Here is a 23595-nt window from a genome sequence, read left to right as displayed (position 1 = left end):
CCACGCGCGGCGAAGGCCCCGGGAGACCGGGGCCTTCGTCCGCGCCGTGAACCTCAGAAGTCGTCGATGACGATCTTTGTCATCTCCAACATGTGCTCGAACGCGTGCGGGCGGGCCATGAGCTCGTCCATGTTCTCCGGGACGATCTGCCACGAGACACCGAACTCGTCGACGCACCAGCCGCACTGCGCGGCCTCGGGGACGGTCGAGAGCGTGGCCCACACGCGGTCGATCTCGGCCTGGTCGGGGCACGCGAGCTGGTAGGAGACGGCCGGGGTGAACGTCGTGTCCTGGGGCGAGCCCGCGTCCATGACGTAGACGCGTTGGTCGGCGAGCCGGATCTCCGCGAACATTACGGCGCCTGCGGCTGCGGGCCCCGTCGCCTCGTCGTACGGGACGGTGCGGACGACCTCGGAGTTGGGGATGAGTCCGGTCCACTCGGCGATGGCCTCGGCCGCGCGGTCCTGCGCCGGGCCGCCGAACAGGAGCGTCGGCACGATCGACGGCTCGGCAGGCGCGTCGGGGAACGCGACCGTGAGCTGCCACGAGACGCCGTAACGGTCCTCGACCCACGTGTAGCGGTCGCTGAACGGGTACTGCTGGAGCGGCATGAGGACGCGTCCGCCGTCGGCGAGCGCGGTCGCGGCCGTGTCGAGCGCGGCGACGGCGTCGGTGTCGTCGGCCGCGCCGAACGTCACGGTGAAGGAGGACGCGGGGGTCGGCCGGAACTCCGGGCCCGCGTTGATGAGGACGAGGTCGCAGCCGGGACCCTCGAGCTGGATCGTGAGGACCTTGCCGGCGAGCGGCTCCTGGAACGGGAGAAGGCCCTCGGTGGGGTAGCGATCGGTGCGGGTGATGCTCGTCGCCGGGAGGGCGCGGGCGTAGAGCGCTGCGCCGTCCTCAGCGTCGCCGGCGAACCAGATGTGAGGTGTCAACGTGCGCATGGGGTCCTTCGCGGTCGACGGGTGGGTCGTCCTTCGAGTGTCGGTCCGTGCGCTCGAGGCCACCACCGGGGGGGCACCCAGACGCGGGCGCGGCTTAGCGGGACCGCAGCGACGCGATCGGGCACGTCGCGCACGCGGGTGTGACGACGGTCCCGCACGTCTGGCACGCGGCCGTCGCGGACCGGAGCGCACCGGTGCGCTCCCAGTGGTCGAGCGCAGCCTCGACGAGGCCGAGGGGCACGCCGAGGCGTTCGGCGGTCCGCAGCGGGGTGAGACCGTCGCGCGCGAGCGTGAGGACGTCGTCGAGCACGGTCACAGCAACCGTCCGACCTGGAAGACGAGGACCGCGAGCGTCCACGCGACCGTGAGCTGGCCGAGGGCCGCGAGCACGGCGACGCGCGTGCCGAAGAGCCTGCGTTGCTCGCCGATCGTCGCGATGCACGGCGTGTACGCGAGGACGAACGCGACGAGCGCAAGCCCCGCGGCGGTCGCCGCTCCGCCCGACGAGACATCGAGGGACGCGCGCAGGTGCTCGGTGAGCGTGCTCGGACCCGCGCCAGCGGGCTCGTCGACCGCGTACGCCTGGGCGAGGGCCCCGACGACGACCTCCTTGGCAACGACCCCCGTGACGAGCGCTCCAGCGACGTGCCAGTCGTCGAGGCCCGCGGGTGCGAGCGCGGGTGCGAGGCCGTGCGCGACCGCTCCGTACGCGCTGTCGGCGACCGGGACGTCGCCGACAGCGTGGGACCCGGTCGTCGGCACCGCGAGCAGCACCCAGAGGACGACGAGCGTCGCGACGATGACCGTGCCGGCGCGCCTCACGAACGAGGCGCAGCGTGCGCCGACCGAGCGGGCCGTCGCCCGCAGCCCGGGCCGGTGGTAGGCGGGCAGCGCGAGGACGAGCCCCTCGGGCACGAGGTCGCGGACGAGCGTGCGTCGCAGCACCCAGGCCCCACCGACGACGAGGACGACGCTCGCGAGGTAGGCGGCCGCGACGACGGTCGCGGCGTGCTCGGGCACGACCGCGGTCGCGACGAGCAGGTAGACGGTGAGGCGTGCCGGGCACGTCGTCCACGGGATGACGAGCCCGACGAGCAGGCGCGCACGGGCGTCGGGCAGCGTGCGGGTCGCGGTGAGCGCGGGGACGTTGCAGCCGAAGCCGAGGACGAGCGGGAGCACGGCACGCCCGTCGAGGCCGAGCCTGCGCACGGCCCTGTCGGTGACGACCGCGACGCGCGCGAGGTAGCCCGAGTCCTCGAGCACAGCGATCGCACCGAAGACGATGGCCAGCAAGGGCAGGAACGACAGGACAGTGCCGACACCCTGGAGGACACCGTCGACGAGGAGCCCGCCGACCCACGCCGGTCCCGGCACCGCGGGTCGCACGAGCTCGCCGAGCCACGCCACGAGCCGGCCGACGCCGTCCATGACGGGCGCGGTCGCGGTCGTCGCGAGCCACAGCAGCGCCCACATGACGAGGCCGAAGACGGGCAGCCCGACCCACGGGCGCAGCAGCGCGGCGTCGACGCGGTCGGACAGCGTCGTCCGGACGCGGGGAGCGGTCGCGTCGCCGAGGGCGTCGAGAACCGGCGCGGTCCACGCGAACACGTCGGCAGCGTCGTCCGATGCGGGCCGGGGACCGGCCGTGCCGGGAGCGTCGGCGACGAGCATGTCCGCGAGGGTGTCGAGACCCGCGCCCGAGCGCGGGTCGACGCCGACGACGGGCAGGCCCAGCGTGTCGGAGAGCGTCGCCGCGTCGAGCGTGACGCCGTGCGCGCGGGCGGCGTCGAGCATCGTGAGGGCGACGACGACCCGCGTCGTGCCGTCGAGCGCCCCGGGGGCGAGGACCTGACCGAGGAGGACGAGCGCGCGCGGCAGCGTCGTTGCGTCGGCGACGACGACGACCACGTCGGGCGCGCCGCCGTCGGCCCCGGTCGCGGCGCGCGCGGCGACCAGTTCGTCGGGGGAGCGCGCGACGAGCGAGTACGTGCCGGGCGTGTCGACGAGCCGCACGGTGCCGTGCGGCGTGCGCCACGTGCCCTCGGCGACCTCGACGGTCGTGCCGGGCGCGTTGACGACGTGCTGCCGCGCACCGGTCGCACTGTTGAAGAGCGTCGACTTTCCCGCGTTGGGGTTGCCGAGGAGGACGACGACCGGTGCGCCGGCCAGCGCCGCCCCGCCGGTCCTGGGGGACTCGTGGCAGCCCGCGGTCACGGCAGCGTGATCTGCACGCGGTCGCACGTGGCACGGTCGAGCGCGATGCGGTCCGCGCCGAGCGCGACGACGCGCGCGCCGGCGGCCGCCGCGTGCGTCGGCCGGACGCGCGCCCCGGGGCGCAGCCCGAGCTCCGCGGGCCGCGCGCCGAGAGGCCCGTCGACGTCGACGCGTGCGACGACGGCGTCGAGCCCGACGGGGAGCAGCGTGAGGTTCATACCCCGACGCTACGGATGAGGTGAGGCTCACCTCATGGGACCGAAGTCCCGGGTTGAGCGGTCAGTCCCGCCGGGACCGCATCGTGAGAAGACGCTCGAGGAGTGAGGGCTGCGGGACGATCGCGGCGTCCGCGGGGATCGCGCCGGGCAACGTCGTGCCGCTCTGCGCGGAGGTCGGCGCGTGGCGGTCGTCGAGCGCCTGGACCTGGTCGCGGAGGTCCGTCATCGTCGCGTCGAGCTCGGCGGCGACGAGCGCGGACTGCCGAAGCCGGTCGACGATCTCGGCGGGCACCTGCCGGTCGTACTTGTAGTAGATCTTGTGCTCGAGCGACGCCCAGAAGTCCATCGCGCTCGTCCGGATCTGGATCTCGACGGTGACGGGGACGGTGCCCGACGAGAGGAAGACCGGCACCGAGACGATGAGGTGGAGCGAGCGGTAGCCGTTGGGCTTCGGCTCGGCGATGTAGTCCTTGACGGCGAGCACCGTGAGGTCGTCCTGCCGGCGCAACGCCTCGAGCACCGTGTAGATGTCGGGGACGAACGAGCAGATGATGCGCACGCCCGCGATGTCGAGGATCGAGGACCGGATCGCGTCGAAGTCCGGCGTGACGTCCTTGCGCTCGACCTTGTCGAGGACGGACTCGGGCGACTTGAGCCGCGAGGTGACGTGCTCGATGGGGTTCTCGTGGTGGAGGTGCGTGAACTCGTCGCGGAGGATCGAGACCTTCGTGAGGACCTCGTCGATGGCGAACTTGTACTGGAGCATGAACGCCGTGAACTCGGTGCGGAGCTCGAACACGCGGGCGAGTGTCTCGTCGTCCGGGAGGAGCTGCGCGAGGTCGCCGTGAGGTCCGGGGAGCGCGGTCATGCCCCCAGCGTAGGGGCCGCGGCTGGGAGGAACCCGGGAGGTTCCGGGGAGCGGGTGCTCACGGCGCCGCGGGACGGTCGCTGCGCAGCCGCAGCGACGTCCCGACGGGGAAGCGCTCATGGTTGCGCGCGAGCTTGCGGCGCGCGGCGTCCATGAGGTCGACACCCGCGACGTCAGCGAGGCGGGCGGGGTAGATGACGACGTCGGCCATCTCCATGGCGACGCGCTCACGGAGCGAGTCGTCGTCCCGGACGGCGGTCCGGGACTCCTCCGAGCCGAGCCACTGGAGCTCGGCCGCGAGCTCGCCAGCCTCGCCCGTGATCGCCATGGCGAGGTTCTTGGGGCTCTGGACAGCAGGCCAGCCGCGTTCCTCGGAGAAGGCGCGGACGTCGGCCACGAGGTCGTTGAAGTCGCTCATGGAGTCAACGTAGTCACCGTACTCACGCGAGGTCCGGCCTCACCTCGAGCAGTACCTTGCCGGTCGTGCGCCGACCCTCGAGCGCCGCGTGCGCGGATGCGGCGTCCTCGAGCGGCACGGTGAGACCGATGCGGGCGCGCAACGCACCGATGCGTGCGAGGCGGAAGAGCTCGTCGGACCTCTCGAGCAGCTCGCCGCGCGTGCGCACGTGGTGCGCGAGCGTCGGCCGCGTGACGAACAGCGAACCGCCCGTGTTGAGACGTTGGAGGTCGAACGGCGGGACCTGACCGGAGGACCCGCCGAAGAGCACGAGGGTGCCGCGCACGGCGAGACAGGCGAGCGAGGCGTCGAACGTCGTCCGCCCGACGCCGTCGTAGACGGCGGCGACGCCCTCGGGCACGAGGTCGCGCACGAGGCTCGGGAGCTCGGTCGTGAGGTCGTCGAGGAGGTCGTAGCGGAGGGCCTCGGCTGCTCCGGCGTCGCGCGCGAGCGCGGCCTTCGCGTCAGAGGAGACGGTCGAGACGACGCGGCCGCCCCGCGCGACCGCGAGTTGGGTGAGGAGCAGGCCGACGCCGCCCGCACCGGCGTGGACGAGGACGTCGTGTCCTGGGCCGACGGGAAAGCTCGAGTCGACGAGGTAGTGCGCGGTGAGCCCCTGGAGGGCGAGCGCCGCAGCGGTCGGCAGGTCGATGCCGTCGGGCACCGCGAGCGTGCGGTCGGCCGGGACGACGACCTGCTCGGCGTACGAGCCGGGGGCGTCGAACCACGCGACCCTGTCGCCGACCGCGACGCCCGCGACGTCGTCGCCGAGCGCGCGCACGACTCCTGCGCCCTCGACACCGGGGACGTGGGGGAACGACTGCGGGTAGACGCCGCCGCGCCGGTAGGTGTCGATGAAGTTCACGCCGGCGACGGCGACGTCGACAAGGACCTCGCCCGGTCCGGGGACAGGGGCGGGGAGGTCGACGACCTCGAGGACGTCGGGACCGCCGGGGCGTGCTGCCTGGATCGCTCTCACCCGTCCACCCAACCACCGTCGGCCCCGGGCGGCGAGCAACGCGTCCGCGGGATGACCGACAGGTGGGACGGCTGCGCCGTCGAACGGCGGTTCGTCCCATGTCCGGATACCGTGAGGACGTCACACGCCGGGGAGCTCGGTACACCGAGCTGAGAGGGCGGATGGGCCACGTGCCCGAGCCGCCGACCCGCGAACCTGAACTGGGTCATGCCAGCGGAGGGAGCGTGGGGTCGCCCTCAGCGGTGCCCCGATCCTTGCCGTGCGCGCCCCGGGGCGACGCACGCCCCCGGACGCCACGCGCCGGGTCGTTCGTGCGCGTACGCGCACCTCCCGCGGCACGACCCTCGAACCGAGGAGTCCCCATGATCGCCGAGATCCAGGTCGCACCCCGCCCCGCGGACCCGACCGCCGTCCCCTACCCCCACGTCGACGCCGCGATCGCGGTCATCAAGGCGTCCGGCCTCGTGAGCGAGGTCGTCGCCATGGGCACGACGCTCGAAGGCACGCCCGACGAGATCTGGTCCGTCCTGCGCGCCGCGCACGAGGCCGTCCTCGCCGACGGCGCTGCGAGCGTCATCAGCCACATCAAGGTCGCGGGCGCCGCGGGCGACCGTGGCCCGCGCATCGCCGACCTCGTGACGAAGCACCGCCCGTGAGGGCACGGGCGGCCTTCCACGCCGTGTGGCCGCCCGCCCTGCTCGCCGCCGCGCTCCTGCTCGTGTGGGAGCGCGCGGCGCGCTCGGGCGTGCTGCCCGCGTTCGTCCTGCCCGCGCCGTCCGACGTCGCCACGCGCGCCGTCGAGGCCGCGCCGACGCTCGTCCCGCACGTGGCGACGACCCTCACGGAGGCCGGCCTGGGCCTCCTCGTCGGCGTCGCCGCGGGTGGCCTCCTCGCGGTCGCGACGGCCGCGTCGACGTGGCTGTCGCGCGCCGTCGGCCCCCTCGTCACCGTCACGCAGACGATCCCGTCGATCGTCCTCGCGCCGCTGCTCGTCCTGTGGATGGGCTTCGGCCTCGCACCCAAGGTCGTCGTCGTCGCGCTCACGGTGTTCTTCCCCGTGCTCGTCTCGGCGACGGCAGCGATGCGCGAGGCCGACGGTGCGCTCGCGGACATGGTCCGCGGGCTCGGCGGCGGGCGCCTGCGCACGCTCGTCGTCGTCCGCGTCCCTGCGGCCCTGCCCGGCGCGCTCGCAGGTCTGCGGGTCGCGGCGACGTACGCGATCGGCGCGGCCGTCGTCGCGGAGTACCTCGCGGCGTCGAGTGGGCTCGGCGTCGTCGTCCAGCGTGCCCGCAAGTCCTACGACGTCGAGCTCGTGCTCGTCGCGATCGCCGCGGTCTCGGTCCTCACGGCGCTCGTCTACGTCGTCGTCGACCTCGTGTGCCGCGGCGCGCTGCCGTGGCAGCGGCGCTGAGGCGCCGACCAACCCCACCGACCCCACCAGGAGAACCACATGACCACGACGAACCCTGTGCGCCGCACCCTTGCGGCCGCCCTCGCAGCCCTCGCGCTCGCGGTGCCCGCCGGCTGCGCGACCGACGCGCGCGCCGACCACGACGCGGGACTGCGACCGGTGCGCATCGTCCTCGACTGGACGCCCAACACCAACCACCTCGGCCTCTACCTCGCGCTCGAGAACGGCTGGTTCGCCGAGAAGGGTCTCGACCCGCAGATCGTCGAGCCGGGGGAGGCCTCGGGCCTCCAGCTCGTGGCGACGGGCAACGCCGACATCGTCTTCTCCGTCGCGGAGGCGCTCGTCCCGGCCCGCGAGAAGGGCGCGGACGTTGTCGCGGTTGCGACCGTCATCCGCTCGAACACGTCGAGCCTGCTCGCGCTCGGCTCCGACGGCATCACGCGGCCCAAGGACCTCGAGGGCAAGCGGTACGGCGGCTACGGCGGCCAGCTCGAGAACGCGCTCATCGACGAGCTCGTGCGCTGCGACGGCGGCGACCCCGGCAAGGTCGAGCGTGTCCCCATGGTGAGCAACGACGCGCGCTCGGACCTCGAGCAGGACTTCTACGACACGACGTGGGTGTTCGACGCGTGGGACACGATCCGCATGCGTGAGGTCGACGGTCTCGACGTCACGACGATCCCGTTCGCCGAGCACACGAGCTGCATTCCCGACTGGTACACGCCGCTCCTCGCGGTGCAGGGTGCGCGGCTCACGACGGACCGGGCCCTGCTTGACGACACGCTCGACGTGCTCGCCCGCGGCTACCGGGCGTCGATGGCCGACCCGCAGGCGGCGGCGGACGCGCTGCTCGCGCGGGCGCCCGAGCTCGACCGGGCGCTCGTCGAGCCGAGCGCCCGCTACCTCGCGGAGCACTTCGCGCCGTCCGCGGAGGAGTGGGGCCGTCAGGAGAAGGCGACGTGGGACGCGTTCGTCGCGTTCCTCGAGGACCACGACCTCGTCGCGGACGGGTTCGACACGGACGCGGCGTGGACCGATGAGCTCCTCGACTGACGTCCGCCCGGCGCGTGCCGGGGCGGCGGGTGGTGCGGGTGCGCCGCTCGTCGAGGTCCGCGGGCTCACGGTGGCGTTCGGAGGTCGCGACGTGCTCCGCGGTGTCGACCTCACCGTGGACGACGGCGAGCTCGTCGCGGTCCTCGGTGCGTCGGGCTGCGGCAAGTCGACGCTCCTGCGGGTGCTCGCGGGCCTCGAGCCGCGTGCTGCACGTGTCGTCGCGGAGGAGGTCCGGGTCCCGTGGGACGCGGGGCGGAGGGACGTCGCGTGGATGCCGCAGCACGACGCGCTGCTGCCGTGGCGTCGTGCACTCGGCAACGTCGTTCTCGGCGGCGAGGTGCGCGGCCTGCCGCGCCGCGAGCGGCGGGAGGCCGCGACGGCGCTGCTCGTGCGCTTCGGCCTCGGCGGGTCGTCGCGGGCGTGGCCGCACGAGCTCTCGGGCGGCATGCGGCAGCGGGTCGCCGTCGCCCGGACGGTGCTCGCGGGGCGTCGTCTGCTCCTGCTCGACGAGCCGTTCGGCGCGCTCGACGCGCTCACGCGTCGCCGCACGGGCGCGTGGCTCGACGTGGAGCGGCGCACAGGAGGGCTCGGTCCGACGCGGGCCGTCGTGCTTGTCACGCACGACGTCGAGGAGGCGCTCACGCTCGCGGACCGGATCGTCGTGCTCGGCGGGTCTCCTGCGGGGGTGTCGGCCGTCGTCGACGTCGCCGAGCTCGGTGAGGGGAGCGCGCGGAGGACGGTGCTCGCTGCGCTGTGACCACGCTGCGCGCACGCGGATGGGGCGGTGCGGGGTCGGCCCGGTTGCCGGGCTCATCCCGCAGGCCTAGCGTCGGGAGGGACGGGTGCGGCAGCGCCGGATCTCCCCGGACAGCGGGGCGGGGGCGGCCGCGCTCACTCATCTCGACGACGGACGAAGGAGGAGGCATGGCGACGACGAACAAGAAGCCGGCGACGAAGAAGGCTGCTGCGGCCACGGTGAAGGGTGCGGCCGACGCGGGGCCGCGCCGGACGCGCCGCGAGAACGCGGAGGCCGGGTTCCGGGCCTCGGAGAAGCTCACGGGCCATCTGCAGGAGGTGTTCGTCGACCTCGTCGAGCTGAGCCTCCAGGGCAAGCAGGTGCACTGGAACGTCGTGGGTGCCAACTTCCGTGACATGCACTTGGTCCTCGACGAGATTGTCGAGGTCGCGCGGGAGGCGAGCGACACCGTTGCGGAGCGGATGCGGGCCCTCCACGCGGTTCCGGACGGCCGGTCGGACGTGGTGGCTGCGACGACGACGCTCCCTGAGCTTCCGGGCGGTGAGGTGAGCACGTCGGACGCCGTCGATCTTGTGACGGCGGCGATCGAGGCGACGACGTCGACGGTGCGTCGGGTGCACGACGATGTCGACGAGGAGGATCCGACGAGCGCGGACATCCTCCACGGGGTCCTCGAGCAGCTCGAGCAGTACGCATGGTTCGTGAGCGCCGAGAAGCGGACGCCGCGTCACCTCTGATTCCCTCGGTTGATTCCCTCGGTGCACCGGCTGTCCGCGACACGCGGACAGCCGGTGCATGTTTATGCGTAAGCGTGTATGTTGATGCGCATGACGTTCTCAGTCGCCGTCGCCGGCGCCAGCGGATACGCCGGCGGCGAGGTCCTCCGGCTCCTCGCCGACCATCCCGAGGCCCGCATCGGCGCGCTCACCGCCCACAGCTCGGCGGGTCAGCCGCTCGGCCAGCACCAGCCGCACGTCCGCGCGCTCGCGGACCGCATCCTCGAGCCGACGACGCCCGCGACCCTCGCGGGGCACGACGTCGTCGTCCTCGCACTGCCCCACGGGGCGTCGGGCGAGATCGCAGCACAGCTCCCCGCAGAGACGCTCGTCGTCGACCTCGGAGCCGACCATCGCCTCGCCTCGGCCGAGGACTGGCAGGACTACTACGGCTCGGAGCACGCGGGCACGTGGCCGTACGGCATGCCCGAGCTCCTCACCGCGGGCGGCGGCCGCCAGCGCACCCACCTCGCCGGCGCGCGTCGCATCGCCGTCCCGGGCTGCAACGTCACGGCCGTCACCCTCGGTCTCCAGCCGGGCGTCGCCGCGGGCATCGTCGAGCCCACCGACCTCGTCGCGGTCCTCGCCAACGGCTACTCGGGCGCCGGCAAGTCGCTGCGCACGCACCTGCTCGCGTCGGAAGCTCTCGGCTCGGCCTCGCCGTACGCGGTCGGCGGCACACACCGCCACATCCCCGAGATCGCGCAGAACCTGCGCTCCGCTGGCGCCGCGGACGTGACGATCTCGTTCACCCCGACGCTCGTGCCGATGGCACGCGGCATCCTCGCGACCGCGACGGCCCGCCTCGTCGACCCTGCGCTCACCGACGCGCAGGTCCGCGCGGCCTGGGCGGACGCCTACGCGGACGAACCGTTCGTCCACCACCTGCCCGAGGGCACGTGGCCGTCGACCGCGATGACGCTCGGCGCGAACACCGCGCTCGTCCAGGTCGCAGTCGACCGCCGCGCGGGTCGCGTCGTCACCGTCACCGCGATCGACAACCTCGTCAAGGGCACCGCGGGCGCCGCCGTCCAGTCCATCAACCTCGCCCTCGGCCTCCCCGAGACCCTGGGCCTCACCGTCCAGGGAGTCGCCCCGTGAGCGTCACCTCCGCCCAGGGCTTCCGTGCCGCCGGCGTCACCGCCGGGCTCAAGGGGTCAGGTAAGCCGGACCTCGCCCTCGTCGTCAACGACGGCCCGCTCGACGTCGCGGTCGGCGTCTTCACGAGTAACCGTGTCGTCGCGGCGCCCGTCGTGTGGTCGCGCCAGGTCGTCGCGGACGGCCGCGCCCGCGCCGTCGTCCTCAACTCGGGCGGTGCCAACGCGTGCACGGGGCCCGAGGGCTTCGCGGACACGCATCGCACGGCAGAGCACGTCGCGGGCCTGCTCGACGTGTCCGCGGGCGACGTCGTCGTGTGCTCGACGGGCCTCATCGGCGAGCGCCTGCCCATGGACGTCCTTCTCGCGGGCGCCGACGCGGCCGCGTCGGGCCTGGCAACCGACGGCGGCGACGACGCGGCCATCGCGATCATGACGACGGACACGGTGCCGAAGACGGCCGTCACGACGGGGGCCGGCGGCGCGTGGACGGTCGGGGGCATGGCGAAGGGGGCGGGCATGCTCGCCCCGGGCCTCGCGACGATGCTCTGCACGATCACGACGGACGCCGTCGTCGACGCCGCCACCGCGGACGCCGCGCTGCGGGCGGCGACGGCGACGACCTTCGACCGCGTCGACTCCGACGGCTGCATGTCGACGAACGACACGGTCGTCCTCCTCGCGAGCGGCGCGTCGGGCGTCGCCGCGAGCCTCGCCGAACTCACCGAGGCGCTCACCGCGGTGTGCGCGGAGCTCGCGCGCAAGCTCGTCGCTGACGCCGAGGGGGCGAGCCACGACATCTCTGTGCGCGTCGTCGGCGCGACGAGCGAGGACGCGGCCGTCGCCGTCGCCCGCGCCGTCACGCGCTCGAACCTCTTCAAGGCTGCGATCTTCGGCAACGACCCCAACTGGGGTCGCGTCCTCGCCGCGGTCGGCACCGTCCCGGAGTCCGTCGCCCCGTTCGACGCACTGACGCTCGACGTCTCGATCAACGGCGTCCAGGTGTGCCGCGCGGGTGGCGTCGGCGAGGACCGCACGCTCGTCGACCTCGCTGCGGACCGCGAGGTCCACGTCGTCGTCGACCTCCACGCGGGTCCGGCCGAGGCGACCGTGTGGACGAACGACCTCACGCACGACTACGTCCACGAGAACAGCGCGTACTCCACCTGAGCCTGCCGCCGAACGCGCCCGCTCGCGCCCCCCGACCTGCCCGACCACACCGAGGAGCCCCTCCCGTGACCGCACCGCTCGACCTCACGCCCGCTCAGCGCGCCGAGGTGCTCGTCGAGGCGCTGCCCTGGCTGCGCGACCTCGACGGCGCGCTCGTCGTCGTCAAGTACGGCGGCAACGCGATGGTCGACGACGCCCTCAAGGCGGCGTTCGCCGAGGACATGGTCTTCCTGCGTCAGGTGGGCCTGCGCCCCGTCGTCGTCCATGGCGGCGGCCCGCAGATCTCCGCGATGCTCGGCCGGCTCGGCATCGAGTCGGAGTTCCGTGGCGGGCTGCGCGTGACGACGCCCGAGGCCATGGACGTCGTCCGCATGGTGCTCACGGGTCAGGTCTCCCGCGAGCTCGTCGGCCTCATCAACGCGCACGGCCCGTACGCGGTCGGGCTCTCGGGCGAGGACGGCGCGCTACTGCAGGCGGCGCGTCGCACGGCGACGGTCGAGGGCGACCAGGTCGACGTCGGCCTCGTCGGTGACGTCGTCGCGGTCAACCCGCAGGCGGTCCAGGACCTGCTCGACGCGGGGCGGATCCCCGTCGTCTCGACGATCGCTCCCGACGTCACGGACCCGACGCAGGTCCTCAACATCAACGCTGACACGGCTGCGGCGGCCCTCGCGGTCGCGCTCGGTGCGCGCAAGCTCATCGTCCTCACGGACGTCGAGGGTCTCTACACGTCGTGGCCGGACCGCGACTCGCTCGTCGCCGAGATCACGTCGACCGAGCTGCGGGAGCTCCTGCCGTCGCTCGCGAGCGGCATGATCCCGAAGATGGAAGCATGCCTGCGTGCGGTCGAGGGCGGGGTGTCGCGCGCGACGGTCATCGACGGGCGCGTCGCGCACTCGGTGCTCCTCGAGACGTTCACGGACGCGGGCAACGGAACCCTCGTCAAGCTCGACCCCTCGGAGGTGGTCGCATGAGCGACCTCAGCTCGACGACGACGAACCTTCCTGCGGCGGACGGAGACGCGTGGACGCGCCGGTACTCGGGCGCTGTGATGGACACGTTCGGCCCGCCGCAGCGCGTGCTCGTGCGCGGCGAGGGCGCGTACGTGTGGGACGCCGACGGTCGCCGTTATCTCGACCTGCTCGCGGGCATCGCGGTCAACGCGCTCGGTCACGGGCACCCGACGCTCACCGCGGCGGTGAGCGCACAGCTCGGGACGCTCGGTCACGTCTCGAACTTCTTCGCGACGCCCGTCCAGGTCGCGCTCGCCGAGCGGCTGCTCAACCTCGCGGGCGCCCAGGAGGGATCGCGCGTGTTCTTCGCGAACTCGGGCACGGAGGCCAACGAGGCGGCGTTGAAGATGTCGCGTCGCAACCGTCGTCCTGACGGCTCGGCGCGGCCGCGCGTGCTCGCCCTCGAGGGGGCGTTCCACGGGCGCACGATGGGCGCACTGTCGCTCACGAGCAAGCCGCAGTACCGCGAGCCGTTCGAGCCGCTCCCGGGCGGGGTCGAGTTCCTGCCCTTCGGTGACGTCGCGGCGCTCGAGGCCGCGTTCGCGACCGACGGTGACCTCGTAAGCGCGCTCGTGCTCGAGCCCGTCCAGGGCGAGGCCGGCGTGCGGCGGCATCCTGCTGGCTACCTTGCGCGGGCCCGCGAGCTCACGGCGGCGTACGGCGCGCTCCTCGTCCTCGACGAGGTGCAGACGGGTGCGGGTCGCGTGGGCCGGTGGTTCGCGTTCCAGGACCCGGAGATCGGGGAGGGGATCGTCCCCGACGTCGTGACGCTCGCCAAGGGTCTCGGCGGCGGCTTCCCGATCGGCGCAGTCGTGGCGTTCGGCGAGCGGGCGGCGACGCTCCTCGGCAGGGGCCAGCACGGCACGACGTTCGGGGGCAACCCGGTCGCCGCGGCAGCTGCGCTCGCGACGATCGGCGTCATCGAGCGTGACGGGCTGCTCGCGCACGTCCGGGCCACGGGGGAATATCTGCGCGCGCAGGTCTCGGCGTGCGGCAACCCGCTCGTCGTCGGGGCCCGCGGCGTGGGCCTCCTCGTCGCGGTCGAGCTCGCGGCGCCCGTGGCGCCGCAGGTCGCGGCGGCCGCGCTCGAGGCGGGCTTCGTCGTCAACGCGGTCGCGCCCGACGCTCTGCGCCTCGCGCCGCCGCTCATCCTCACGCGCGACCAGGTCGACGACTTCGTCGGCTTCCTCGCCTCCTGCACCGTACCGACCTCCGAGGAGCTCGCATGACCCGGCACTTCCTCCGCGACGACGACCTCACCCCCGCCGAGCAGCGCGAGGTGCTCGAGCTTGCGCTCGAGTTCCACGCCGACCGCTTCCTGCGGACGCCGCTCAAGGGTCCGCGCGCCGTCGCGGTGATCTTCGACAAGCCGTCGACGCGCACGCGCGTGTCGTTCTCGGTGGGTGTCGCGGAGCTTGGTGGCTACCCGCTCGTCATCGACGCGGCGGGCTCGCAGCTCGGCCGCGGGGAGCCAGTTGCGGACACGGCGCGCGTGCTCGGCCGCCAGGCTGCGGCGATCGTGTGGCGCACGTTCGGTCAGGAGCGGGTCGAGGAGATGGCAGCGCACGCGGGCGTCCCCGTCGTCAACGCGCTCACCGACGAGTTCCACCCGTGCCAGATCCTCGCGGACCTCATGACGGTCGCACAGCACCGCGGCGGCGTCGATGCCCTCGCGGGTCAGACGCTCGCGTACGTGGGTGACGGCGCGAACAACATGGCGCACTCCTACCTGCTCGGCGGCGCGACCGCGGGCATGCACGTCCGCATCGGCACGCCCGAGGGCTTCCTGCCGGACGCGGGCGTCGTCGCCGACGCGACGCGCATCGCGGCGTCGACTGGAGGCTCGGTGCTCGTGACGAGCGACCCTGTCGTCGCGGTCGCGGGCGCGGACGCCGTCGCGACGGACACGTGGGTGTCGATGGGGCAGGAGGACCAGCAGTCGGAGCGTGAGGCGCCGTTCGTGCCGTTCGCGCTCGACGCGACGCTGCTCGCACACGCGCAGCCCGACGCAATCGTCCTCCACTGCCTGCCGGCGTACCGCGGCAAGGAGATCTCGGCGGACGTCCTCGACGGGCCGCAGTCAGTCGTGTGGGACGAGGCGGAGAACCGCCTCCACGCGCAGAAGGCGCTCCTCACGTGGGTCCTGGAGCACGCATGACGACGACCGACGACCGCGGGGCCACGGGGACGCCCTCGACGAAGGCGGCGAGGCACGCGCGCATCCGCGCGCTCCTCGTCTCCGAGCAGATCCACTCCCAGACGGAGCTCGCGGGACGGCTCGCGGCCGACGGTCTCCAGGTGACGCAGGCGACGCTGTCGCGCGACCTCATCGAGCTGCGGGCGCAGAAGGTCCGCACCGCGGACGGCGTCTCGGTGTACGCGGTGCCGGGGGAGGGAGGCGACCAGAGCCTCCAGGCCTCGGCGGACGCCGAGTCGCTCGTCGCGCGCCTCGCCAGGCTGTGCGAGGAGCTGCTCGTCTCGGCGGAGACGTCGGGCAACCTCGTCGTCCTGCGTACCCCCCCGGGTGCAGCGCACTACCTCGCCTCGGCGCTCGACCACTCGGTCCTGCCCGGCGTCCTCGGCACGATCGCGGGCGACGACACGGTGCTCGTCATCGCCCGTGAGGGCGAGGAGGGCGGCGCGGCCATCGCGGCGCGCCTCCTGCAGCTCGCCGAGGGCGGCTGACGGACGCGGTCATCCGCACCCTCAGATCCCTGTCACACTTCACGTCAACCACAGCATTCGAGAAAGAGAATCGTCATGACTGATCGCGTCGTGCTCGCCTATTCCGGCGGCCTGGACACCTCTGTCGCCATCGGCTGGATCGGGGAGGCAACGGGCGCAGAGGTCATCGCCGTCGCCGTCGACCTCGGTCAGGGCGGCGAGGACCTCGAGGTCATCCGCCAGCGCGCCCTCGACTGCGGCGCCGTCGAGGCCTATGTCGCCGACGCGCGCGAGGAGTTCGCGGCGGAGTACTGCATGCCTGCCCTGCGTGCCAACGCGCTCTACATGGACCGCTACCCGCTCGTCTCGGCGCTCTCGCGCCCGACGATCGTCAAGCACCTCGTGCGTGCGGCGCGACAGTTCGGCGCGACGACGGTCGCGCACGGCTGCACGGGCAAGGGCAACGACCAGGTGCGCTTCGAGGTCGCGACGACGTCGCTCGCCCCGGACCTCAAGACGATCGCGCCGGTGCGCGACCTCGCGCTCACGCGTGAGAAGGCCATCGCGTACGCGGAGAAGCACTCGCTCCCGATCGCGACGACGAAGCACAACCCGTTCTCGATCGACCAGAACGTCTGGGGCCGCGCCATCGAGACGGGCTTCCTCGAGGACATCTGGAACGGCCCGACGAAGGACGTCTACTCGTACACGGACGACCCGACGTTCCCGCCGGTCGCAGACGAGGTCGTCATCACCTTCGAGCAGGGTGTCCCGGTCGCGATCGACGGTGTCGCGGTGACGCCGCTCCAGGCGATCCAGGAGATGAACCGTCGGGCGGGCGCCCAGGGCGTCGGTCGTATCGACATCGTCGAGGACCGTCTCGTCGGCATCAAGTCGCGCGAGATCTACGAGGCGCCGGGTGCGATGGCGCTCATCACCGCGCACCAGGAGCTCGAGAACGTGACGATCGAGCGCGAGCAGGCACGCTTCAAGCGGGGCGTCGAGCAGCGCTGGAGCGAGCTCGTGTACGACGGTATGTGGTTCTCGCCGCTCAAGAAGTCGCTCGACGTCTTCATCGACGACACGCAGCGTTACGTCTCGGGCGAGATCCGGATGACGCTTCACGGCGGTCGGGCGACGGTGACGGGCCGTCGCGCCGAGACGAGCCTCTACGACTTCAACCTCGCGACGTACGACGAGGGCGACTCGTTCGACCAGTCGCAGGCGAAGGGCTTCCTCGAGATCTTCGGTCTCACCGCGAAGCTCGCGGCGGCCCGCGACGTGAAGTTCGGCAACGGCGTGGACTTCGGCACGGGGACGCTCTGACGATGGCTGCGCATGACGAGGGCGCCCGGGTGAGCCTGTGGGGCGGCCGTTTCGCCGGTGGTCCGAGCCAGGCGCTCGCCGCGTTGTCGAAGTCGACGCACTTCGACTGGCGGCTCGCGGGTCAGGACATTGCGGGCTCGCAGGCGCACGCTCGCGTGCTCCATGCGGCGGGTCTGCTCGATGACACCGAGCTGTCGACGATGCTCGACGGTCTCGACCGTCTTGCGGCGGACGTCGCGTCGGGTGCCTTCGTCGCGGCCGCTGACGACGAGGACGTGCACACGGCTCTCGAGCGTGGACTCATCGAGCGTGCGGGCGCGGACGTCGGCGGCAAGCTGCGGGCGGGCAGGTCGCGCAACGATCAGATCGCGACGCTCACGCGCATGTACCTGCGCGACGAGGCGCGCGTCATCGTCGGGCTCGTGCTCGACGTCGTCGACGCGCTCGTCGCGCAGGCGGACGCGCACCCAGGGGCCGCGATGCCGGGTCGGACGCACCTCCAGCACGCGCAGCCGGTGCTGCTCGCGCACCACCTGCTCGCGCACGCGTGGCCGCTGCTGCGCGACGTCGAGCGGTTCGTCGACTGGGACGCGCGAGCGGCCCGGTCGCCGTACGGCTCGGGCGCCCTCGCGGGATCGTCGCTCGGGCTCGACCCGGCCGCGGTCGCGGCCGAGCTCGGCTTCGACGGTCCGGTCGAGAACTCGATCGACGGCACGGCGTCGCGCGACGTCATGGCGGAGTTCGCGTTCGTCGCGGCGATGGTGGGTGTTGATCTCTCGCGTCTTGCGGAGGAGGTCATCCTCTGGAACACGAAGGAGTTCGGCTTCGTGCGCCTCGACGATGCGTTCTCGACGGGCTCGAGCATCATGCCGCAGAAGAAGAACCCTGATGTCGCGGAGCTGGCGCGCGGCAAGGCGGGGCGGCTCATCGGTGACCTCACGGGCCTGCTCGCGACGCTCAAGGGGCTGCCGCTCGCGTACAACCGTGACCTTCAGGAGGACAAGGAGCCGGTGTTCGACCAGGTCGACACGCTCGAGGTCCTGCTGCCGGCGTTCAGTGGCATGGTCGCGACGATGACCTTCGACACGGAGCGCATGGCGTCGCTCGCGCCGCAGGGCTTCTCGCTCGCGACGGACGTCGCTGAGTGGCTCGTGCGCGAGGGCGTGCCGTTCCGGGTCGCGCACGAGGTTGCGGGCGCGTGCGTCAAGGTGTGCGAGGACCGCGGGATCGAGCTGTGGGATCTCACGGACGAGGATCTTGCGGGAATCTCCTCGCACCTGACGCCCGATGTGCGTAGCGTTCTCAGTGTCGAAGGGTCGCTTGCGTCCCGCGATGCCGTGGGCGGGACCGCCCCGGTGCGCGTGGCTGAGCAGCTCGAGGCGGCGCGTGCGCGGGCGTCCGGGCTCCGCGCGTTCGTGGGGGCCTGAGGTCTCCGCACCAACGTCGCCGACGAGGGCGGGCCGATTCTCCGGCCCGCCCTCGTCGCATCCGGAGCCTGAGGAGGAGCCATGCCTGTCCCGCACGACGTCGTCACCCGTCTGGCCGCCGCGATCGAGGCTGCGCCCGCGGGCCTCGCGGCGATGCGTCTCGTGTGCGTCGACGGTCCTGCGGGCTCGGGCAAGACGACGCTCGCTGCAGCGCTCGCACCGCTCCTCGGCGCGCAGATCATCCACATGGACGACCTCTACGAGGGGTGGTCGGGGCTTGAGCAGGGGACGGAGCGGCTCCTCGAGTGGGTGCTCGCGCCGCTCGCGGCGGGGACACCGGGCCGGTACCGGCGGTACGACTGGGGTCTCGGCCGGTACGTCGAGCGGCACACGGTGCCGCTCGCGGACTTCCTCGTCGTCGAGGGCGTCGGTGCGGCGAGCCTGCTCACGGAGCCGTTCGTACCCTTCGTCGTGTGGGTCGAGGCGCCCGAGGACGTGCGGCTCGCCCGGGGGATCGCGCGTGACGGTGCGGCGCTCGAGGGGGAGTTGCGCCGGTGGATGGTCGCCGAGGCGGAGCACCACCGGGCCAACGGGACGCGCGAGCGCGCGGACGTCGTGCTCGACGGCGAGGGCAACGTCGTCCTGGGTCCGGAACCGGCGTGAGCGCGCGGACGGGCCCGGGACCCGGTGCGGGTGGGGCATCGGACGACGCACGAGCGGTCGCGTCGCGTGCTCGTGGTGCCGACGTGCCGGGCCGGGCGGAGCTCGGCACTCCGAACCCGACGGGACTCGTGGTGCCGGACCGCGCGCTGCTCGCGTGCCGGGCGCTCGACGCTGTGCCCCTGCTGCTCGGCGCGCACCTCGCAGCGGCGTCGCCCGAGGGTGTCGTCGTCGTGCGGATCACCGAAGTCGAGGCGTACCAAGGCGTTGAGGACCCGGGGTCGCACGCGTTCCGCGGTCTGTCGCGACGCAACGCCGTGATGTTCGGCCCGCCGGGGCACCTCTATGCGTACCGGCACCTCGGGATCCACACGTGCGTCAACGTCGTGTGCGGTCCCGACGGTGAGGCGGCGGCCGTGCTGCTGCGCGCGGGCGAGATCGTCGAGGGACGTGATCTTGCGTGGCGGCGCCGCAGCGGGCGCGGCATGGTGCGTACGGACGTCGATCTCGCACGGGGACCTGCGCGACTCACGGTCGCGCTCGGTCTCGGTCCGGAGGCCGACGGTGCCGACGTGCTCGACCCGGCCGGCCGCGTGACGTTGCGGGTGCCGGCGACACCCGCGCCGTCGTCCGCGGTTCGTTCCGGACCGCGCGTCGGGGTGTCGGGGGAGGGTGGTGACGGCCGTCTCTTCCCGTGGCGCTTCTGGCTCGACGGTGAGCCGACGGTGTCCGCGTACAGGCGGGCGGCGCCTCGGCGTCGTGCGGGTGGGGCACAATTGGCGGGTGCGCCGGACTGCGCACACGAACCTGAGGAGTAGACGTGACCGACGTTCTTGACGAGCTCCGGTGGCGGGGGCTCATCGCCCAGACCACGGACATTGATGCCTTGCGCAAGGCTCTCGAGGACGGCCCGATCACGTATTACTGCGGCTTCGACCCGACGGCGCCGAGCCTCCACCACGGGCACCTCGTCCAGCTCGTCCTCCTGCGTCACCTCCAGCTTGCGGGGCACCGTCCCATCGCGCTCGTCGGTGGGGCGACAGGTCTCATCGGTGACCCGCGGATGTCGGGGGAGCGTGTCCTCAACGACCGCGCGACGGTGGCCGAGTGGGTCGAGCGTCTTCGCGCGCAGATCGAGCGCTTCCTCTCCTTCGAGGGTGACAACGCGGCGCTCATGGTCAACAACCTCGACTGGCACGGCGGGCTCTCGGCGCTCGACTTCCTCCGGGACGTCGGCAAGCATTACCGCCTCGGCACGATGCTTGCGAAGGACACGGTCGCGCGCCGGCTCGCGTCGGACGAGGGCATCTCGTTCACGGAGTTCAGCTACCAGATCCTCCAGGGCATGGACTTCCTCGAGCTGCACCGCCGTCATGGGGTGACGCTCCAGACTGGCGGCAACGACCAGTGGGGCAACCTGCTCTCGGGCGTCGAGCTTGCGCGCAAGTCGGACGGTCTCGCGCTGCACGCGCTCACGACTCCGCTTATCACGAAGGCGGACGGCACGAAGTTCGGCAAGTCGGAGGGCGGCGCCGTGTGGCTCGCCCCGGACATGATGACCCCGTACGCGTTCTACCAGTTCTGGCTCAACGCGGCCGACGAAGACGTCGTCGGCTGGCTGCGGACGTTCACGTTCCGTACGCGCGAGCAGATCGCGGAGCTCGAGGCGGCAGTCGCGGAGCGTCCGGCTGCGCGTGAGGCGCAGCGGGCGCTCGCGCTCGACGTGACGACGCTCGTCCACGGCGAGCGTGCGGCGCAGCAGGCGATCGCGGCGTCCCAGGCGCTGTTCGGTCGTGGCGATCTCGCGGAGCTCGACGACGCGACTGTGGCGGCGGCGGTTTCGGGCCTCCCGTCCGTCGCGGCCCGCGTCGGCGATGCGGTGGTCGACGTGCTGGCGGCGACGGACGTGTTCCGCGGGAAGTCGGACGCGCGTCGCGCTGTCGCGGAGGGTGGCGTGTACGTCAACAACGTCAAGGTCACGTCCGACGAGGCGCTGCTCTCGGCGGATGACGTCCTTGCGGGTCGTTTCGTGCTGCTGCGCCGAGGCAAGAAGACGCTCGTCGTCGCAGAGCTCGCTCACTGATCACCCTGACAATCGCCGCAGGCCGGTGCCCTCCCCGACGGGGAGGGCACCGGCCTGCGGCGTCCGGGCCGAACACCGGTGTGCCCGCTTGGGTTCAGTGGTGCTCCGCTGCCTCGGTCGGAGTCGATGAATCGCGGGATCCCGCGGACGGTGACCACGTGTCCGCGGTCACACCCTGCGGGTTTGCCATCGCGGCACGCACTCGCCTAGAGTATTCCGAGTCAGCCCGCGAGGGTGGATGCGACACGCAGGCGTCAAGCCAGCGGACGCTCCCCGGAGGCGACAACCCCCTACGAAGATCGGACGACATCGTCGTCCCCTCTGAGAGGGCGATCGATTCTCGGCAGTTGCGCAGGAATCCACGGAATCCCGCGGATTTGCACAGCGGGAAGAGGTCGGATAAGTTTGAACGGTTGCCTCCGAGCAGGACCCGCAAGGGAAGAGCGAGGACGCGCGTCTGTTCCTTGAGAACTCAACAGTGTGCTTGATAGTCAATGCCAAATAACTCTCGTGCGAGAGGGATGCCGGCCGCTACATGGTGGTTCGGTGCCTGATCGTGGAGATTCCTTTGGAATGGANGAGCGAGGACGCGCGTCTGTTCCTTGAGAACTCAACAGTGTGCTTGATAGTCAATGCCAAATAACTCTCGTGCGAGAGGGATGCCGGCCGCTACATGGTGGTTCGGTGCCTGATCGTGGAGATTCCTTTGGAATGGATCGACGATTGTCGGTCATTGCCAGTTTAATTGGACCTTCGGGTCCGCTTCGTATGGTTGTTAGTCCTTCGGGGCTGGCGATACACATTTACGGAGAGTTTGATCCTGGCTCAGGACGAACGCTGGCGGCGTGCTTAACACATGCAAGTCGAACGGTGACGGCAGAGCTTGCTCTGCCTGATCAGTGGCGAACGGGTGAGTAACACGTGAGTAACCTGCCCCTCACTTCGGGATAACCTCGGGAAATCGTGGCTAATACCGGATATGAGACCTGACTGCATGGTCGGGTCTGGAAAGATTTATCGGTGGGGGATGGACTCGCGGCCTATCAGCTTGTTGGTGAGGTAACGGCTCACCAAGGCGACGACGGGTAGCCGGCCTGAGAGGGCGACCGGCCACACTGGGACTGAGATACGGCCCAGACTCCTACGGGAGGCAGCAGTGGGGAATATTGCACAATGGGCGAAAGCCTGATGCAGCGACGCCGCGTGAGGGATGAAGGCCTTCGGGTTGTAAACCTCTTTCAGCAGGGAAGAAGCGAAAGTGACGGTACCTGCAGAAGAAGCGCCGGCTAACTACGTGCCAGCAGCCGCGGTAATACGTAGGGCGCAAGCGTTGTCCGGAATTATTGGGCGTAAAGAGCTCGTAGGCGGTTTGTCGCGTCTGGTGTGAAAACCCAAGGCTCAACCTTGGGCTTGCATCGGGTACGGGCAGACTAGAGTGCGGTAGGGGTGACTGGAATTCCTGGTGTAGCGGTGGAATGCGCAGATATCAGGAGGAACACCGATGGCGAAGGCAGGTCACTGGGCCGCAACTGACGCTGAGGAGCGAAAGCATGGGTAGCGAACAGGATTAGATACCCTGGTAGTCCATGCCGTAAACGTTGGGCACTAGGTGTGGGGCTCATTCCACGAGTTCCGTGCCGCAGCAAACGCATTAAGTGCCCCGCCTGGGGAGTACGGCCGCAAGGCTAAAACTCAAAGGAATTGACGGGGGCCCGCACAAGCGGCGGAGCATGCGGATTAATTCGATGCAACGCGAAGAACCTTACCAAGGCTTGACATACACCGGAATCATGCAGAGATGTGTGCGTCTTCGGACTGGTGTACAGGTGGTGCATGGTTGTCGTCAGCTCGTGTCGTGAGATGTTGGGTTAAGTCCCGCAACGAGCGCAACCCTCGTCCTATGTTGCCAGCACGTTATGGTGGGGACTCATAGGAGACTGCCGGGGTCAACTCGGAGGAAGGTGGGGATGACGTCAAATCATCATGCCCCTTATGTCTTGGGCTTCACGCATGCTACAATGGCCGGTACAGAGGGCTGCGAAACCGCGAGGTGGAGCGAATCCCAAAAAGCCGGTCTCAGTTCGGATTGGGGTCTGCAACTCGACCCCATGAAGTCGGAGTCGCTAGTAATCGCAGATCAGCAACGCTGCGGTGAATACGTTCCCGGGCCTTGTACACACCGCCCGTCAAGTCACGAAAGTCGGTAACACCCGAAGCCGGTGGCCCAACCCTTGGGAGGGAGCCGTCGAAGGTGGGATTGGCGATTGGGACTAAGTCGTAACAAGGTAGCCGTACCGGAAGGTGCGGCTGGATCACCTCCTTTCTAAGGAGCCACAACCCGCCCAGCCTCACGGTTGGTGTTCGGGTCAGTGCCACGCCTCGGCCGTACGCGTCGGGGGTGGACGCTCATGGGTGGAACATTGACTCTTGCCTCCCCGCATCTCGCGGTCGGGCTCGCCAGTACGCTCTAGCTTCGGC

Annotated in this window: 23 protein-coding genes, 1 rRNA gene and 1 riboswitch; of the genes, 17 read left to right on the top strand and 7 right to left on the bottom strand. The window is 71.3% G+C overall.

The genetic code is table 11. The features are described 5' to 3' along the window. Positions 1-53: 53 nt before the first annotated feature. From C1729_RS04565 to C1729_RS04535, 7 genes are all read right to left on the bottom strand, one after another. Positions 54-944, bottom strand: coding sequence for a VOC family protein (locus C1729_RS04565; RefSeq protein ID WP_102508896.1), 891 nt, complete (start codon positions 942-944; stop codon positions 54-56). 94 nt (positions 945-1038) lie between these two features. Continuing rightward, a complete protein-coding gene (locus tag C1729_RS04560) occupies positions 1039-1260 on the bottom strand; it encodes a hypothetical protein (RefSeq protein WP_102508895.1) in 222 nt (73 codons plus the stop codon). Beyond that, positions 1257-3158, bottom strand: coding sequence for a ferrous iron transporter B (gene feoB / locus C1729_RS04555; RefSeq protein ID WP_102508894.1), 1902 nt, complete (start codon positions 3156-3158; stop codon positions 1257-1259). Before feoB ends, C1729_RS04560 begins: the two co-directional genes overlap by 4 nt. Further along, positions 3155-3376: a ferrous iron transport protein A gene (locus C1729_RS04550; protein ID WP_102508893.1), complete on the bottom strand. Its 222-nt coding sequence runs from the start codon at positions 3374-3376 to the stop codon at positions 3155-3157. Before C1729_RS04550 ends, feoB begins: the two co-directional genes overlap by 4 nt. 61 nt (positions 3377-3437) lie before the next feature. Continuing rightward, on the bottom strand, positions 3438-4244 hold the full coding sequence (locus C1729_RS04545; protein WP_102508892.1) for a GTP pyrophosphokinase: 807 nt from the start codon (positions 4242-4244) through the stop codon (positions 3438-3440). 58 nt (positions 4245-4302) lie between these two features. After that, a complete protein-coding gene (locus tag C1729_RS04540) occupies positions 4303-4662 on the bottom strand; it encodes a nucleotide pyrophosphohydrolase (RefSeq protein ID WP_102508891.1) in 360 nt (119 codons plus the stop codon). A gap of 22 nt (positions 4663-4684) precedes the next feature. Then, a complete protein-coding gene (locus C1729_RS04535) occupies positions 4685-5680 on the bottom strand; it encodes a quinone oxidoreductase family protein (protein ID WP_102508890.1) in 996 nt (331 codons plus the stop codon). A 118-nt stretch (positions 5681-5798) separates the two neighbouring features. Further along, positions 5799-5919, top strand: a riboswitch (TPP riboswitch). A gap of 123 nt (positions 5920-6042) precedes the next feature. On the opposite strand from C1729_RS04535, the gene C1729_RS04530 reads away from it, so the two are divergent. From C1729_RS04530 to C1729_RS04450, 17 genes are all read left to right on the top strand, one after another. Beyond that, a complete protein-coding gene (locus tag C1729_RS04530) occupies positions 6043-6336 on the top strand; it encodes a thiamine-binding protein (RefSeq protein ID WP_102508889.1) in 294 nt (97 codons plus the stop codon). After that, entirely contained in the window at positions 6333-7091 is a 759-nt protein-coding gene (locus tag C1729_RS04525; protein ID WP_102508888.1) for an ABC transporter permease, read from the top strand. The genes C1729_RS04530 and C1729_RS04525 overlap by 4 nt, the downstream gene beginning before the upstream one ends. 39 nt (positions 7092-7130) lie before the next feature. After that, positions 7131-8144, top strand: a complete 1014-nt coding sequence (locus tag C1729_RS04520) for an ABC transporter substrate-binding protein (protein ID WP_102508887.1) — start codon at positions 7131-7133, stop codon at positions 8142-8144. Further along, a complete protein-coding gene (locus C1729_RS04515) occupies positions 8128-8901 on the top strand; it encodes an ABC transporter ATP-binding protein (protein WP_102508886.1) in 774 nt (257 codons plus the stop codon). The genes C1729_RS04520 and C1729_RS04515 overlap by 17 nt, the downstream gene beginning before the upstream one ends. Before the next feature lie 167 nt (positions 8902-9068). Next, positions 9069-9638, top strand: a complete 570-nt coding sequence (locus tag C1729_RS04510; RefSeq protein ID WP_102508885.1) for a Dps family protein — start codon at positions 9069-9071, stop codon at positions 9636-9638. Between the two features lie 90 nt (positions 9639-9728). Then, entirely contained in the window at positions 9729-10778 is a 1050-nt protein-coding gene (gene argC, locus C1729_RS04505) for an N-acetyl-gamma-glutamyl-phosphate reductase (protein ID WP_207204561.1), read from the top strand. Further along, a complete protein-coding gene (argJ, locus tag C1729_RS04500; protein ID WP_102508883.1) occupies positions 10775-11944 on the top strand; it encodes a bifunctional glutamate N-acetyltransferase/amino-acid acetyltransferase ArgJ in 1170 nt (389 codons plus the stop codon). The genes argC and argJ overlap by 4 nt, the downstream gene beginning before the upstream one ends. A gap of 65 nt (positions 11945-12009) precedes the next feature. Further along, positions 12010-12918 (top strand): acetylglutamate kinase, encoded by a 909-nt coding sequence (gene argB, locus C1729_RS04495; protein ID WP_102508882.1) that lies wholly within the window; start codon positions 12010-12012, stop codon positions 12916-12918. Next, the gene (locus C1729_RS04490) at positions 12915-14186 is read left to right on the top strand and encodes an acetylornithine transaminase (RefSeq protein ID WP_102508881.1); all 1272 of its coding nucleotides are present in this window, start codon (positions 12915-12917) and stop codon (positions 14184-14186) included. The genes argB and C1729_RS04490 overlap by 4 nt, the downstream gene beginning before the upstream one ends. Next, the gene (argF, locus tag C1729_RS04485) at positions 14183-15115 is read left to right on the top strand and encodes an ornithine carbamoyltransferase (RefSeq protein ID WP_102508880.1); all 933 of its coding nucleotides are present in this window, start codon (positions 14183-14185) and stop codon (positions 15113-15115) included. The genes C1729_RS04490 and argF overlap by 4 nt, the downstream gene beginning before the upstream one ends. Then, positions 15112-15642, top strand: coding sequence for an arginine repressor (locus tag C1729_RS04480; RefSeq protein WP_102508879.1), 531 nt, complete (start codon positions 15112-15114; stop codon positions 15640-15642). Before argF ends, C1729_RS04480 begins: the two co-directional genes overlap by 4 nt. A gap of 75 nt (positions 15643-15717) precedes the next feature. Beyond that, positions 15718-16947 carry an argininosuccinate synthase gene (locus C1729_RS04475; protein ID WP_102508878.1) on the top strand — a complete coding sequence of 410 codons (1230 nt, stop codon included), beginning with the start codon at positions 15718-15720 and terminating at the stop codon, positions 16945-16947. A 2-nt stretch (positions 16948-16949) separates the two neighbouring features. Then, positions 16950-18374: an argininosuccinate lyase gene (gene argH, locus C1729_RS04470; RefSeq protein WP_102508877.1), complete on the top strand. Its 1425-nt coding sequence runs from the start codon at positions 16950-16952 to the stop codon at positions 18372-18374. 81 nt (positions 18375-18455) lie between these two features. Further along, complete coding sequence (locus C1729_RS04465; RefSeq protein ID WP_102508876.1) at positions 18456-19037, top strand: uridine kinase family protein; 582 nt, start codon at positions 18456-18458, stop codon at positions 19035-19037. 131 nt (positions 19038-19168) lie between these two features. Then, positions 19169-19852, top strand: a complete 684-nt coding sequence (locus C1729_RS04460) for a DNA-3-methyladenine glycosylase (RefSeq protein ID WP_102510517.1) — start codon at positions 19169-19171, stop codon at positions 19850-19852. Between the two features lie 2 nt (positions 19853-19854). Then, on the top strand, positions 19855-21117 hold the full coding sequence (gene tyrS, locus C1729_RS04455) for a tyrosine--tRNA ligase (protein WP_102508875.1): 1263 nt from the start codon (positions 19855-19857) through the stop codon (positions 21115-21117). Positions 21118-21919: 802 nt separating this feature from the next. Continuing rightward, positions 21920-23440 (top strand): 16S ribosomal RNA (locus C1729_RS04450). Positions 23441-23595: the final 155 nt, after the last annotated feature.

It is taken from the genome of Sanguibacter massiliensis, from assembly GCF_900240335.1.
GTDB classification, from domain to species: domain Bacteria; phylum Actinomycetota; class Actinomycetes; order Actinomycetales; family Cellulomonadaceae; genus Flavimobilis; species Flavimobilis massiliensis.
The sequence above is the reverse complement of the archived record's forward strand: the minus strand, read 5'-3'. Positions and strand labels throughout refer to the sequence as shown.